This is a genomic window from Proteus mirabilis ATCC 29906, from assembly GCF_000160755.1.
Classification (GTDB): Bacteria; Pseudomonadota; Gammaproteobacteria; order Enterobacterales; family Enterobacteriaceae; genus Proteus; species Proteus mirabilis.
In genome coordinates this window covers 396,543-410,039 of sequence record NZ_GG668579.1, presented here as the reverse complement: position 1 = coordinate 410,039, position 13,497 = coordinate 396,543, and the positions used below count along the sequence as shown (strand labels likewise).

The window sequence follows — 13,497 nt, the reverse complement described above, 5'->3', positions numbered from 1 at the left end:
ATAATGAACGCCAGATTTCTAATGTTTCATAACGCAGCGCATCCTTTACGAATACAAGGAAATATTTTAGAAGTGATGTTACGTGATGTTTTTATTGGGGAGGTCTGCCAACTAAAAGAGAATATTTTCAGTGAAAATATTCTCGGTGAAGCTATTGTTATTGGGTTTCATAATAACATAGCAATATTAAGTATGATGGGAAGCGCTCAAGGTTACTCTTTACAAATTATAGTTGAGCCAACAGGAAAAACATTTTCAGTTGCCCTAGGCCCACATATATTAGGCAGCATGATTGATAGTAAAGGGAATTGCTTATTACGATTTAATACAGAAATAGCAGAGAAGACCTTTAGTACCTTATGTCCTATCGAAGGTCGGCCACCTTTGTTTAGTGATAGGCTGCCTATTACAACACTATTTAAGTCAGGTATACGTGCTATTGATGGATTATTAAGTTGTGGATTGGGGCAACGAATGGGGATTTTTGCTAGTGCAGGAACGGGTAAAACGATGTTAATGAATATGATTATCCGTTTTGCACAGGCAGATGTTTTTGTTATTGGCTTGATTGGTGAACGAGGAAGAGAAGTTACAGAGTTTATTGAAGAATTAAAGCAACATAAGCGATGTGAAAATACGGTTTTAATTTGCTCAACTTCAGAACAATCAGCGGTAGAAAGGTGTAATGCGGCTTTAGTGGCAACAACGGTTGCCGAATATTTTCGTCAACAAGGAAAAAATGTCGTTTTATTTATTGATTCTATGACTCGTTATTGTCGAGCGTTAAGGGATATCGCATTAACAGCGGGTGAGTTGCCCGTACGTAAAGGATATCCAGCATCTGTATTTGATAAACTTCCCGCTATTTTAGAGCGTCCAGGGGTAACAAAAACAGGCTCCATTACGGCATTTTATACTGTTTTATTAGAGAGTGATGATGAGCCAGATGCGATCGGTGAAGAAATTCGTTCTATTTTAGATGGACATATTTATTTATCTCGAAAAATAGCAGCATCAGGGCACTATCCTGCTATTGATGTATTAGGTAGTGTGAGTCGGGTTTTTCAACAAGTCACTGATAGTAAACAACAAAAATCTGCTTTAAAAATAAGACAAATATTGATGCGATTACAAGATGTTAAGTTATTGCAAGAGTTAGGAGAATATCATGAAGGAGATAACGAATTAAATGATATCGCGGTAAGAAAACAAGCCAAGATAGAAAGCTTTCTTACTCAATCCTTTAAAGAAAAAGCCGATTTTCAACAAACATTAGAACAAATGTATGAGATTACCGCTTAAGCATCAAGCATTGATTAGTGCCATTGCCCAACGGCAAAAAAAAATAGAAAAAGAACAATTAAAATATAAAAAACTTATTACAGAAGCTGAACAGAAGAAAAAAGAGCAAGAGCAATTAATTAGTGCTTTAAAGAGTGAAGTACCCGCTTATGAAAAAGCCGGTATTTATTCAATTCATTCGTTTCATCAACAAAGAAGGAAGCAAGCTATTGTTTTACATTCAATAAATTTTTATGTCGCTCAAGTTGAAGAAATAAAGGATAAACTGAATGATTTAGAAAAACAGAGTGAGGCGCTAAAAAAACAACGACAAAAGGCCGTCAAAAAACAAAATAAAATGACACTTTATTTTGAAAGAAAAGCATTAGAGAAAGAGCTATATATTGAAAGGTTAGAGCAGAATGAAATACAGGAGATAGCATTATATGGTTCAGGGAATATCTAACTCAAATAAGATGACGCTATCTAGTGAAAAAACGGAAAGTGATATTCCAACTGAGTCTTATAGCGTAAATAGGTATTTGAATAAATGTCAGCTTACACCTGAAAGTATAAAAAAATTAGCAGAGAAATTAGATATACTTAAAAAAATAGCGAGTTTAAAAGACAATATTGCCAGTCATAACGATGAGCAAGATCTTCAGGAAGATAAAATGCCAGAAAATTATGAAGGTTTGCTATTAAGTCATCGGTATTTATTATCATCTGGTGGTTCTAAAACTAAAAAAATATCTTTAGATATAAATATAAAAAAAGGATTTAACTCTTTATATATAGGAAGAGAAGAAAAAAAAGCACAGCTCACTGATCAGAGAATAAATAAAAAAACATCTAAGATAGATAAATACAAACTACAACCCCATGTAGGAATAGAAGAAAAAACTGTCATTAAAGACATAATAAGAAAAAACAATGTTAAAACGATGGTTAATGAATTCTTATCGACAAAAAAGAGTTCAGTATTTCCTATTTTCGTAGATAAAAAAATAAATCAACAACAGTATATTAAGTTTTTAGAAAAAATAATTAAAAAAGAACCCGTTAATAATGATAATGTTGATTTAGTTAGCAGTGCAACTAAGCAGGAAAAACAGGCTCAAATTCATCAGAAAGAGAATAACAGTGCATACAAAAATATTGAGTCTAGTATGGCAATGCCGCTAAATAACGTATCAAAAGTTGATACAAAAGAAGAACCGGAAATTTATCAAGAAAATATCACTGAAACTAATAAAGTTGTTCCTTTTTCTTCGCAAGTTACACCAATAAAAACGGTAATTGCATTACCAAAAGTAGCCAAAATGGTTTCACAGCTACCTGCTTGGCAAGTAATAGATAAAAAAATATCTATGTTGACTCTACCACCAAGCATTACTTATACATTTACAAAATGGAAGAGTCGTTATCATCAGGCTAAAATTCATTTTATTGATAAACAAGTTCAGTTAATTGCCTCCTCAGGACGCGTTTATCAAACAGCATTAGAGAATTTGAAGCAATATAATGGGGGATTATCCATAGATCTAACTAATAGCCATAAAAATAAATCGTGGTATATCAACTCTATTAATGCTATTTATGAAAGAGAGGATGAAAATGAATGAGTATTAACGTAGAGGTAGATAATAACCATAAAGAAACAAATAAAATTAATGACATGGTAATATTATCTTCTATCTTTGGTACAAAAAAAATAACAGAAAAACAGCTATATTTTGTATTGAGATGTGAGAATAAATTAGGAACCTTAACGGCGTTAATTTCAGTTAGTCAAGTCATGGATAACTTATATCCTGAAAAAAAAATTGATTGGGAATTAGTACCTGAAAACTATTTAATTGCTCTTTTTTCACAATCTTTATCAACATTATTATTTCCTTTTTCTAAAGAGCCAATGTCATCATGTGTTGAAAATATCTGTTTAGGTGCTGAAAAAGGATCTTGCTATCCTTGTGTAGATACCACATTAGGTCATGTTTTTATTTGCGATATTAAATGGAAATATGAATTGACAGTATTTCCAAAAAATAAAATAGGTTTTATAACAAGTTTTATTTTTGGTTACAGTAAAATATCACTTTCATTATTAAAAACAATATTACCAGGGGATGTTTTATTAATAGATGATATCCATTTTTCTTTTAATGTTGGTGATAAAAAATATTTTTATTTTTCATGGGATGAGGGTAATTGTGTGACATTAGATGCTATCGTTGAAAATAGTGAAGAAAATGAAGAGGATGAGCAAAACGATGCCATAATAGAAGATAGCATTGATTTAGCTCAATCACTTGATTTAAATTCAATTGGCGCTATTCCGATTACAATATCTTTTCTTTTAGCCAATAAAACATTATCAATTGATCAACTTGAAGAATTAGCACCAGGGAAGAAATTTATTTTACCTGATAATGCCATTCGTCATATTAATATTTTAGCAAATGGTAAAGCTATTGCCCAAGGAGAATTAATCAAAATTAAAGATATGTTAGCGGTAGAAATTAATAAATTATCTATAAAATGCGAATAACATATGGAAAGCTCAACACAATTAATCTTGATCCTAGCTCTTGCCACATTGGCTCCTTTTATTATTGCTGCAGGAACTTGTTATTTAAAGTTTTCTATCGTTTTAGTTATGACTCGTAATGCATTAGGTGTGCAGCAAGTTCCTTCTAATATGGTACTTAATGCTATCGCTTTAATGATGGCGCTTTTTGTTATGACACCAATTACTAAAAATATTTGTTACTATGTTATTGAAAATAAAGTGGATATGTCATCTCCAGATGCGATCGAGTCATTTTCAAATGAGGCGTTAGGCGATTATAAAAAATACCTATATCATTACTCAGATCCTGATTTATTAGCTTTTTTTGAACAAGCGCAAGAGAATAGACCAAATAGTGATGGTGATAAAGAAAACATAGAAAATTCACTCTTATCATTATTACCGGCATATGCACTTAGTGAGATAAAATCTGCTTTTATTATAGGTTTCTATCTTTATTTGCCTTTTATTGTTATTGACTTAGTTGTCTCATGCATTTTATTAGCATTAGGTATGATGATGATGAGCCCTATTACATTATCTGTACCTTTAAAACTTATTTTATTTATCGCCATGGATGGTTGGGGACTGTTATCTAAAGGACTCATTAATCAATATCTTGATTTGATGGCGGTGAACTAGTGGATATGGTTTATGCGGCTAATAAAGCTATTTATTTGATTATATTGCTTTCAGCTGCGCCTATTGCTATCGCGACCTTTATTGGATTGCTTATTGGGCTATTGCAAACGATCACACAGATACAAGAGCAAACTTTACCTTTTGGTGTCAAGCTTGTGGGGGTTTTTGTTTGTTTACTTATGATGATGGGATGGATGGGAGATAAGTTACTAATTTATGCTAAAGAGATGTTGACGATTGGGTTAGCAGGGTAACTATCATGCTAGTACTGTTGCAATATATACAATCTTATTTAATCGATATTTTTTTGCTCATTGCTAGATTATTTCCTATTTTTATGTTTATTCCATTCCTCAATAGTCGAGTTCTCAATAGTCAATTATTAAAATATATTATTATTTTTTATATAGCATTAGGAATAAAACCTAGCATCACGATAACAGGGGTTTTAAGAGAGACTTGGGCTATTGTTCTAATTAGTGAGTTAATTATAGGTCTAGTTATCGGCTTGCTACTTGCCACGCCATTTTGGATAGCTTCTGCGTTTGGAGAATTCGTTGATAATCAAAGAGGAGCAAGCATAGGAGATACAATTAATCCTACTACAGGTATTGAATCGTCAGAATTTGCGTCATTAACCGGATTGTTTTGTATGGCCTATTTTTTAGCTACAGGTGGGCTCGTTGTTTTAATGAGTACCATAAAAGAGAGTTACGATGTTTTTCCTATTGGGTATATTAATAAAAATATCGGTTACGATTTTATCGGTCATTGGCTAAATGATATGGTTAAAGTGGCGATTATTTTGGTTTCTCCTGTATTAATTACCATGTTCTTAAGTGAAGTTGCATTAGGGGTTTATTCATTATTTTGTCCTCAATTAAATGCATTTTCTCTCTCTCTTTGTATCAAAGGTATTATCGCTTTTTTAGTATTACTGCTCTTTTTTACCTCAGCAATGACGAATGAATTATATCATTTTTTTAACAGTAGATATTTTTATTCTATTTTTATGAGTATTTATCATGGCTGAGAAAACAGAAAAGCCAACACAGAAAAAGCTTGATGATTCAGCAAAAAAAGGACAATCGTTTAAAAGTAAGGAACTGGTTTCTGGTTTAGTCTATTTCATTGGTGTTATATATTTATTTAATCAAGTGAAGTTGGATGAATTTAATCAATTTTATCAATCACTTTTACTGCATCCAACAGGTATTTCTTTAAAGAGTTATGTTGAAGTTATATCAAAATTATTCTTTGATATTGTACTACCGATCATTATTGTGACTTTTTTATCTGGCGCAATCCCTTCTCTATTTAGCTCCCATTTTAAACTTGCCACTGAAGCAATTAAAATTGATTTTAATCATATTAACCCCATTTCTGGATTTAAAAAAATATTTAGCATAAGAACAATAAAAGATTTTTTAAAAACAATATTATTTATTATTATATTTTTAATAACTTGTTATGTTTTCATGATTTTACATATGGGGGAAGTCGTTATACTATATCGCGCTGATTTAGAGGGGGTGATTGATAAATGGTGCTCATTAGTTGTTAGTTTTATATTTATATTTTTTATTTTATCGATACCTATTCTTATTTTAAATATTATTGCTGATTTCTTTTTATTCATAAAAGATATGATGATGGAAAAACATGAAGTTAAGCAAGAACATAAAAATATGGAAGGAAATCCAGAAATAAAATCGGTACGTAGACAACTTCATCAAGAATTACTCGATGAGCCAATGAAACGTGTGATCCGCGACTCATCAGCTGTTATTGTCAATCCCACACATGTCGCGGTAGGTATCTACTTCGATCCTGATAATGGCATAATGCCAATAGTTTCATTGAGTTGTACTAATGCTAAAGCATTAGCAGTAAAGGCCTATGCCAAAAAAGTTGGTACACCCGTTATTCGTTATCCTGAATTAGCAAGGAAGCTACATCATAAATATCATTTATTTGAAGTGATAATAGATCAAGATTTATTAGATGTTATGGATGTTCTTATTTGGCTAAAAAGAGTAGAAATTGAAGGGTTATCTCGAGAAGAAATGGACTATATCAATAATTAATAAATTTAGTCGAAATATTTATAATTATGAATATAGACGTGTGTTTTATTAAAGTGGGTAATTAATAATTAAGTTAGAATATTATTATTAATTATTCATCATAGATGAAAGGATTATCATAATGTCAGCATATGAAAAAATGTCAGAAAAAGAATTAGATCAGCTCGCAAACTACATTGTTTCTATTGTACAAAATGGCGCATCTATCAAAGATGAAAGTGAAATTCCAGATGGATTTATGGAAGGGATTTATTCATTTGCGTATGATTTTTATCAGAAAGGGAAGTTAGATGAAGCTGAGGCGATTTTTAAGTTTTTATGTCTCTATGATTTTTATAATGTTGATTACATTATGGGACTTGCTGCAGTTAATCAATTAAAAAAGCAATATCAAGCAGCTATCGATCTTTATGCTTTAGCTTATCTAAATGCTAAAAATGATTATCGACCTGTTTTTTATGCTGGACAATGTAATTTATCAATTGGTGAAAAAGAAAAAGCTAAATATTGTTTTCATCAGGTGGCTCAAAATATTAATGATCAAACGATAAAAGAGAAGGCTAATAGCTATTTAGAGCTATTAAAAGATATTCCTCTTGTTGTCCTTAATAAAGAGGAAGAAAAGGAAGAAAAGGAATAATAGTATGAATAAGATTAATCAAAGTAATGAACATAGTAGATTAGCTTCGCCTTTTGTTTCTGAAGAAGTAAAAAATGTTATTAAAAATACTACTAAGCAAGCAAATGCAATTAATAATATAAGTAATTATGTGACTACTCAACAACAGAAGGAGAATCAAAGTAAGTTTGATATACCACTTCTTAGAGTACCTCATGAACAGGAGAGGAATGCGAAAAGAATTAATATTCAAGATGATCTACAATATAAAATGACGACATTTTCACTAGAAAATGATGAAGACAATACTAAGCCTTCCTTAGCAGAAGAAGAACCGAAGAATAATAAAAAAAAGATGATCATCTTGACGTATCTGCACAACAAAATTCATCATTACCTACTTCCAGTCCCGATCATTTAGAAAATAAAAAATCCAACAAAGATTATGATTTTTTATTTTTACAATTATCTTACCAGCATGTTATACATGAAGATATTTTGAATAAAATTAAAGATCCAGAGAAATTTGATTATTACAGAGATAAATTACAAAAGCTATCTAATGGCATAGATGATTTAAAAGAACTTTTTAAATCTGGCTTCAATGAGCTTGATAAAACCAAAGGTGCTTTTGTTGATTACTGGATGGAAGTTTATAACCAAATAAAAGAAAAGAATTTCAAAAAAGAGTCTGAAGTTAAAAGTTTTTTAAATAATTGCAATATTCCTGATTCATTAATTCAACAGTTATTATTAGGAAATATTCACTCTAAAGTGGATATGGAAAAAGCCCTTGAAGATGTTTTCCCTTTCTTAAACTTTCCTAGTGATTTTTCTAAGCTTTCATTAGATGAACTAGATAATTTATCTAAAAAATTGGATGGTTTTTTTGATGATTCTTTTAATTACCTACCAAATATTTCTTTAAGTGAAGATAAAATCAATAAAATTACTTCACATACTGATGAATTAAAGGCATTGATCAACAAAAAAGAAAGTGAATCAATAAAAAAACAATTAGCAGAAATAAGAGGTCTATTTAAAGAACTGACTATTTCACAAAGTTCCTTGGAGCTTGAAATTGCATCTAACTCTTTATCCGGTATGTCATTACTGACATTTCTGTTATCTAAGACACGTGAGTTGACGTTAAAGGTCATGTTACATCGTTCGGAAAGTGAACAGAAACTTTTTAATGAAATGCAAGAGGTGACTGAAAAATCACTTAAAGATAAAGTTGAAGAGCAAAAATCATTAATCAAAAAACAAGAAGAAATTCAGTTTTGGGCTGGTATTGGTTTAAAAATATTAGGCGGATTATTAACGCTTGTTGCAGGTGTTTCTTCTATTTTTACCGCTGGCTCTTCAATGGTATTAATAGGAGTCGCAACAACCTTATTTGTTGCTGATGCTGGGTTAACTATTGCTGATGAAGTGTATCAATCTATTCATAATAAATCTTTTATGGATGAGATTATGCAACCCATATCAGATGCGGTTATGGAAGCTATCGATAAGGTTAGTGATTTTCTAGTGAGTTTAGTTAATAGTTCTTTGGATGGACTCAAAGAATTAGGGCTAGATAAAAAAATCATCGAAGAGATGAAAAATTCAATACAAGACAAATTGAAAATGGCAACTAAAATACTTGTCACAGTCGTTTTATTTGTTGCCGCTACGGCATTGAGTTTTGTTATTGGACCTGCCATGAAAGGTATTTCAGATGCGGTTAATAAAATATCGAATCAGCAAATTAGACAAATACTAAAAAAAGTGCTCAATGATGGACTTGAAGCGGTATTGGGGAAAATGATCAAAGATATCATTATTAAAGCGCTTGAAGAAGCACTGGAAAAAATTGATAAGCAGTTAGCTAAAGAGATTTCTAAAAAAGCAAGTATTATGTTGAATAGAACGGTGGTTGCTTCTAAGTTAACCAATTCAGCAGCAACAAATACTGTTAATATTTATGGTTCTGTTATCGCGTCAAAAATAATCCAGTCTATTGCCGGTAGTAAAAAATTAACTGCGGTTTTAGATATTATTCAAAAATTAATGGATAAGATAATGGAAACTTATCATGAGAATATTGATTCTATAACAGATATTTTAAAAAACCTCAGCGATAAATCTTCAGTAAGTAATAAATTAAAATCAGACATGATAAGAAATATATCTATTTAAATAAAAAATTAGTGAGGTATAAATATGAGTATGAAGATTAATAGTGATAATGTATCTAATCACTATCAAACTACAATCAATAATGCTGATGAAGGTGAGGGTATTATTGATAGAAATAAGTTATATAAAGAGGTGGCACCTAGCTTAAGTAAATTAACAGGAATAGACAGAGTTAATCTAAAGCCTGTTTTATCTGAACCAGAGCATATAACTAAACCAGATCTTAAACAGATATTAGATTCATTAGAAGTAGATAATGATAATGATATTTACGATCATGTTAAAATAGAAAGAACGGGGATTTTTAACTTTGTTTCAGACGATATGATGAAATTAATAGATCTCATTGTTAAATATTTAGAAACAATGATAAAAAAATTTGAAGCATCCAGAGAAATGGGTGTGATGCTAATGAACATTGAATTGGATATAGCCGATAAAGTAAAAGATAATCTTAATAAAAAAGCCAATATTATGATTGGTTCTGCAATTACTAGTGCTGGAATTTCTATGGCTATACATGGTATGGGAGCCACTTTTTCTATTAAAGGGATGGGGAAAGAGCTTATTGGGCATTCCAATCCAACCATAGTGATGGGAAATACTATTTCATCTTTGGCAGATCCATTAGCAAGGGTTGCAGACCAAACTATACAATCTGAAAGTAGCACAATTGAAGGTGAACAAAAAGTATTGGATGCGAGAGGAAGTATTAATAATAATGTGATTAATAATAACAATGAGATACAGCGAGAAGTGACTGAAGTTATAAGAGCATTATTACAAGCAATAGAAGCGATAATTCATGCTCAGCAGGATGCAGCTTCTACGATTTCTTCAAATGTAAGGGCTTAATTTAAAAGATAAAATCATATTTTTTTTATAAACTTTTATTTAATATAAAAGGTTAAGATTATGTCTAATGATATTTCAGTTTATACTGAGGGGATTAACGATTTACCTCATTTAAATACTAGAGTAAATACTGATAATTATTTCGAAAACCTGCTAGAAGATGAGGATTTTTTATCTTGGGAACCTAATCGGGAATATCAAGATATGAATTATGATAATAATAGAAAGAATAAATTTATAGAGAAGTTACCTGATACAGATAAATATTATTATTTAGATGATGATTATAATAAAACCATTAATGATAAAAATGATTTTTTAAATCAATTTTCTAATGATCTAAATGATCTTAGAAAAAAAGATAATAGTTATGAGACTGATTCGTTAAGTGATCTTTTTAATAATGTTAAACAATCTATTGTTTCAGGCAAAGCGGATTATCTAGATGTATTAAAGGATATCTTTTCTAACTACATGAATTTTGTCAATGAACTAAGGCAAACCATATCTAATTTAAATAAATATCAGAAAGCAGGAAGTAAAGAAGGTACGGTGAATTTTGATTTTAAATCTTTTTTTAATGACTTATCTAACATTAGAGATAAATATAAAAATCCAACAGGTACTGTCGACGATCCTTTTGTTTTTAAATCTCGTTTGTTTTTTCAACATCAAAAGGATGGGACATATTTACGCACCATTGATGGCCAAGAAGTTCATTATAGCGATCTACAACAGGTAAATAATGCGGCAGATGCGTTAGAAAAACTATTAAAAGGTATAAATGGAATAAGCGTATCAATACAAAGGCGTGGGGGGGAGCCTGATGTTGACATTGATTGTCGAGGTAGAATTGATTGTACTGACCTAGAAAAATTGCTAAATGATCTATCTAAGAAGGTATCTAACACGGATGATATTAATCAAACAGAATTTGAGTTATTCAGAAAAACCATCGACGCATTAGATAAGAAAATTAACACTAATTTAGATGAACTTTCCAAAAAATACAGTACAGCAAATAGTAATTATGATAATTTTGTTAAGATTGTCAGTAGTACAATGAACACTTTATTAGAAATGGCAAAAGGATTTTTACGTTTCTGATATTTTATTAATAGATTATTTTTTGCATATAATATGGATTTATGAATATTGAAAAATAAGCGCTATTATTTTTTAATAGCGCTTTTACTTATAATTGAGTGAGCTGATTAGAATTTATATTCAGCGCCTAACCAATAATTACGGCCATCTTCTATATAACCTTGTGTATATTGATAAGATTTATCAAAAAGATTATTAATGGAAGCATTAACTGAAATACCATATCCAACATCATAATCTAACCGTAGATCGGTTTTTGTATAGCCAGCCAGTTTATTATTCTCATCTATACGGTTATAAGTCCAACTTTGTGCTTCTTCCATAATAGTAAAGCGCACTTGTTCAACAGGAATAAAGGTTAACCACATATAGGCTTTATGTTTTGGTAAACCTTCAATATGGTCAACTTGCTTTGGATCACTATGGATATAGCTATAATTTAGGCCAAGTTCTAGCCAATCGGTCATTTTCCCTTTAGTACCAATATCCAAGCCTAGATAATCAACACGTCCACTGTTTTGGTTTTGAAATAGCGCTTCACCGTGACGATAAAGCGTATGCGCCATAATGGCATCACTTACACGATTGTAATATAGGCTAGTTTGGTAGCCCCATTTCTCATTGAGATAACCTTCGTAGGTCATATCAAAGGATAATGCGCGTTCTGGATCTAAATTGGGGTTAATAATCCCTCTTGATCCATCTTTGGGTTTTTCGGTGGTATAGCGCTCTTTTTGGGTAGGGAAGCGACTGCGATCAGAGATTGTAAAACGTATATTATCGTCATTGGCTAATGAATATTTAGCCATGATTTCCCAGTTAATGGCATTTTGTTTGTTGTTATCAGCATTTTTATCTGTATCGATACTTTTGCGCCAGTCGTAACTTATGGCGCCAACGACATCAAGATCGTTACTCACTACCCATTGATATTCTGTGGCTAATGACCAAGTTCTATCTTTAAAACGTACCCAATCACCGTTTTTTTCTTTTTGGGCACGGTGAACGTCATCTTTCCAATGTACCGCAAAAGAGAGCAGATCACTTTCCTCCATATCGATACCGAATTGTAATGCAGCGCCTGTGCTGTGATCATCATAATGGCTATAATCGACCCTATTACCTTTTTTAGGATACATATAAAGGGTATTTTCAAACTTATCATGATAAGCACGACTTTGTAGATTTATGCTATCCGTAAGTTGTGTCACACCACTATAGTAGTAACTCTCTTTATTATAATCTGGCCATGCCCAATATTTATATCGACCTTTGGCATTAGGATCACTATTCGGTGGACTATTTTTATTACCATCTTGTTTTACATAGGTGAGGGTATATTCGTCAGAAGCGCGTGGTGTCCAACCCACTTTGATCATTCCTCGTTTATCATCTGTTGCTGAATGACTACGACGTCCATGTGTCCCCACTGCGTTATTATTTTCATCTGCATTAGGTATGGGGGTAAAACGTTGCTGGAGTTGACTGCCACTAATTTGGATAAAACCATATTCAGTACGTGCTCCTAAACGAGCACTCATGTTATGAGCATAATCAGCACCACGAGCAAAACCTTGCGAATAAGCAATATGACCTTCTAATGGTTTGCGAGGCGTTGCGGTGGTGATATTAATTGCACCTCCCATCAGATTAGGGCCTTGCAGTAATGAGGTATAACCTTTGTTAACTTCGATACTGGCGAGATCGTTAGTGGTAAAACGCGCTAAGTCGAGATTGCCATCATAAGGCACATAGGTTGGAATACCGTCAAAGAACACCGGAACTTGGCGACTATCAAAACCACGTACTTTAAGGGTATATTCGTTACGATTACCTGATTTTTGCATCACAATACCAGGTAATGTTGCAAGTGCTTGTGCCGCATTGACTTTATTTTGTTCGAGCATTTGTTGTTGTGTTAATACATCGGGATTTGCCGCAATGGGACTGCTCCAAACGGTTAATACATCAGGGATTGATTGCTGGTAAGTTGTCTGGGCTATTAGGCTGCAAGGCAGTAGAACAAGGAATAAACAGCATAGAGGTGTTAGTTTCATTATTTTAATCTCAATATATAATTATTTATATAACGATAGGCGCAAGTTAAAGTTACAAAGTGAGTGCTTACCTAATGTAGGCACTCATCTTTA

Annotated in this window: 14 protein-coding genes; 13 read left to right on the top strand and 1 reads right to left on the bottom strand. The window is 31.8% G+C overall.

The window, feature by feature from the left end:
- The first annotated feature begins 3 nt into the window (after positions 1–3).
- From sctN to HMPREF0693_RS12710, 13 genes are all read left to right on the top strand, one after another.
- Positions 4–1,302 (top strand): type III secretion system ATPase SctN, encoded by a 1,299-nt coding sequence (gene sctN / locus HMPREF0693_RS12765; protein ID WP_004245837.1) that lies wholly within the window; start codon positions 4–6, stop codon positions 1,300–1,302.
- Entirely contained in the window at positions 1,286–1,747 is a 462-nt protein-coding gene (locus tag HMPREF0693_RS12760) for a hypothetical protein (RefSeq protein WP_004245836.1), read from the top strand. The genes sctN and HMPREF0693_RS12760 overlap by 17 nt, the downstream gene beginning before the upstream one ends.
- On the top strand, positions 1,728–2,906 hold the full coding sequence (locus HMPREF0693_RS12755; RefSeq protein ID WP_004245835.1) for a hypothetical protein: 1,179 nt from the start codon (positions 1,728–1,730) through the stop codon (positions 2,904–2,906). The genes HMPREF0693_RS12760 and HMPREF0693_RS12755 overlap by 20 nt, the downstream gene beginning before the upstream one ends.
- Complete coding sequence (locus HMPREF0693_RS12750; RefSeq protein WP_004245834.1) at positions 2,903–3,832, top strand: FliM/FliN family flagellar motor switch protein; 930 nt, start codon at positions 2,903–2,905, stop codon at positions 3,830–3,832. Before HMPREF0693_RS12755 ends, HMPREF0693_RS12750 begins: the two co-directional genes overlap by 4 nt.
- A gap of 3 nt (positions 3,833–3,835) precedes the next feature.
- Positions 3,836–4,495, top strand: a complete 660-nt coding sequence (locus HMPREF0693_RS12745; protein WP_004245833.1) for an EscR/YscR/HrcR family type III secretion system export apparatus protein — start codon at positions 3,836–3,838, stop codon at positions 4,493–4,495.
- A 5-nt stretch (positions 4,496–4,500) separates the two neighbouring features.
- Entirely contained in the window at positions 4,501–4,749 is a 249-nt protein-coding gene (sctS, locus tag HMPREF0693_RS12740) for a type III secretion system export apparatus subunit SctS (protein ID WP_004249210.1), read from the top strand.
- A gap of 5 nt (positions 4,750–4,754) precedes the next feature.
- Entirely contained in the window at positions 4,755–5,528 is a 774-nt protein-coding gene (gene sctT / locus HMPREF0693_RS12735) for a type III secretion system export apparatus subunit SctT (RefSeq protein ID WP_004245831.1), read from the top strand.
- Positions 5,521–6,582 carry an EscU/YscU/HrcU family type III secretion system export apparatus switch protein gene (locus HMPREF0693_RS12730; RefSeq protein ID WP_004245830.1) on the top strand — a complete coding sequence of 354 codons (1,062 nt, stop codon included), beginning with the start codon at positions 5,521–5,523 and terminating at the stop codon, positions 6,580–6,582. The genes sctT and HMPREF0693_RS12730 overlap by 8 nt, the downstream gene beginning before the upstream one ends.
- 121 nt (positions 6,583–6,703) lie before the next feature.
- Positions 6,704–7,222 carry a type III secretion system translocator chaperone SicA gene (gene sicA, locus HMPREF0693_RS12725; RefSeq protein WP_004245829.1) on the top strand — a complete coding sequence of 173 codons (519 nt, stop codon included), beginning with the start codon at positions 6,704–6,706 and terminating at the stop codon, positions 7,220–7,222.
- A gap of 4 nt (positions 7,223–7,226) precedes the next feature.
- A complete protein-coding gene (locus tag HMPREF0693_RS19565) occupies positions 7,227–7,622 on the top strand; it encodes a hypothetical protein (protein ID WP_004245828.1) in 396 nt (131 codons plus the stop codon).
- 77 nt (positions 7,623–7,699) lie between these two features.
- Positions 7,700–9,385, top strand: a complete 1,686-nt coding sequence (gene sctE, locus HMPREF0693_RS12720; protein ID WP_004245826.1) for a type III secretion system translocon subunit SseC family protein — start codon at positions 7,700–7,702, stop codon at positions 9,383–9,385.
- Positions 9,386–9,409: 24 nt separating this feature from the next.
- Complete coding sequence (locus tag HMPREF0693_RS12715) at positions 9,410–10,240, top strand: hypothetical protein (protein ID WP_004245825.1); 831 nt, start codon at positions 9,410–9,412, stop codon at positions 10,238–10,240.
- A gap of 60 nt (positions 10,241–10,300) precedes the next feature.
- A complete protein-coding gene (locus HMPREF0693_RS12710) occupies positions 10,301–11,347 on the top strand; it encodes an IpaD/SipD/SspD family type III secretion system needle tip protein (RefSeq protein WP_004245823.1) in 1,047 nt (348 codons plus the stop codon).
- A gap of 107 nt (positions 11,348–11,454) precedes the next feature.
- Here the strand turns inward: HMPREF0693_RS12710 and HMPREF0693_RS12705 are convergent, their stop codons facing one another.
- Complete coding sequence (locus HMPREF0693_RS12705) at positions 11,455–13,404, bottom strand: TonB-dependent receptor plug domain-containing protein (protein ID WP_004245822.1); 1,950 nt, start codon at positions 13,402–13,404, stop codon at positions 11,455–11,457.
- Between the last annotated feature and the right edge of the window lie 93 nt (positions 13,405–13,497).

Excerpts from the sequence above, each read along its gene's own strand:
- sctN (WP_004245837.1), top strand. The coding sequence starts at position 4 with ATGAACGCCAGATTTCTAATGTTTCATAACGCAGCGCATCCTTTACGA.
- HMPREF0693_RS12760 (WP_004245836.1), top strand. The coding sequence starts at position 1,286 with ATGAGATTACCGCTTAAGCATCAAGCATTGATTAGTGCCATTGCCCAA.
- HMPREF0693_RS12755 (WP_004245835.1), top strand. The coding sequence starts at position 1,728 with ATGGTTCAGGGAATATCTAACTCAAATAAGATGACGCTATCTAGTGAA.
- HMPREF0693_RS12750 (WP_004245834.1), top strand. The coding sequence starts at position 2,903 with ATGAGTATTAACGTAGAGGTAGATAATAACCATAAAGAAACAAATAAA.
- HMPREF0693_RS12745 (WP_004245833.1), top strand. The coding sequence starts at position 3,836 with ATGGAAAGCTCAACACAATTAATCTTGATCCTAGCTCTTGCCACATTG.
- sctS (WP_004249210.1), top strand. The coding sequence starts at position 4,501 with ATGGTTTATGCGGCTAATAAAGCTATTTATTTGATTATATTGCTTTCA.
- sctT (WP_004245831.1), top strand. The coding sequence starts at position 4,755 with ATGCTAGTACTGTTGCAATATATACAATCTTATTTAATCGATATTTTT.
- HMPREF0693_RS12730 (WP_004245830.1), top strand. The coding sequence starts at position 5,521 with ATGGCTGAGAAAACAGAAAAGCCAACACAGAAAAAGCTTGATGATTCA.
- sicA (WP_004245829.1), top strand. The coding sequence starts at position 6,704 with ATGTCAGCATATGAAAAAATGTCAGAAAAAGAATTAGATCAGCTCGCA.
- HMPREF0693_RS19565 (WP_004245828.1), top strand. The coding sequence starts at position 7,227 with ATGAATAAGATTAATCAAAGTAATGAACATAGTAGATTAGCTTCGCCT.
- HMPREF0693_RS12715 (WP_004245825.1), top strand. The coding sequence starts at position 9,410 with ATGAGTATGAAGATTAATAGTGATAATGTATCTAATCACTATCAAACT.
- HMPREF0693_RS12710 (WP_004245823.1), top strand. The coding sequence starts at position 10,301 with ATGTCTAATGATATTTCAGTTTATACTGAGGGGATTAACGATTTACCT.
- HMPREF0693_RS12705 (WP_004245822.1), bottom strand. The coding sequence starts at position 13,404 with ATGAAACTAACACCTCTATGCTGTTTATTCCTTGTTCTACTGCCTTGC.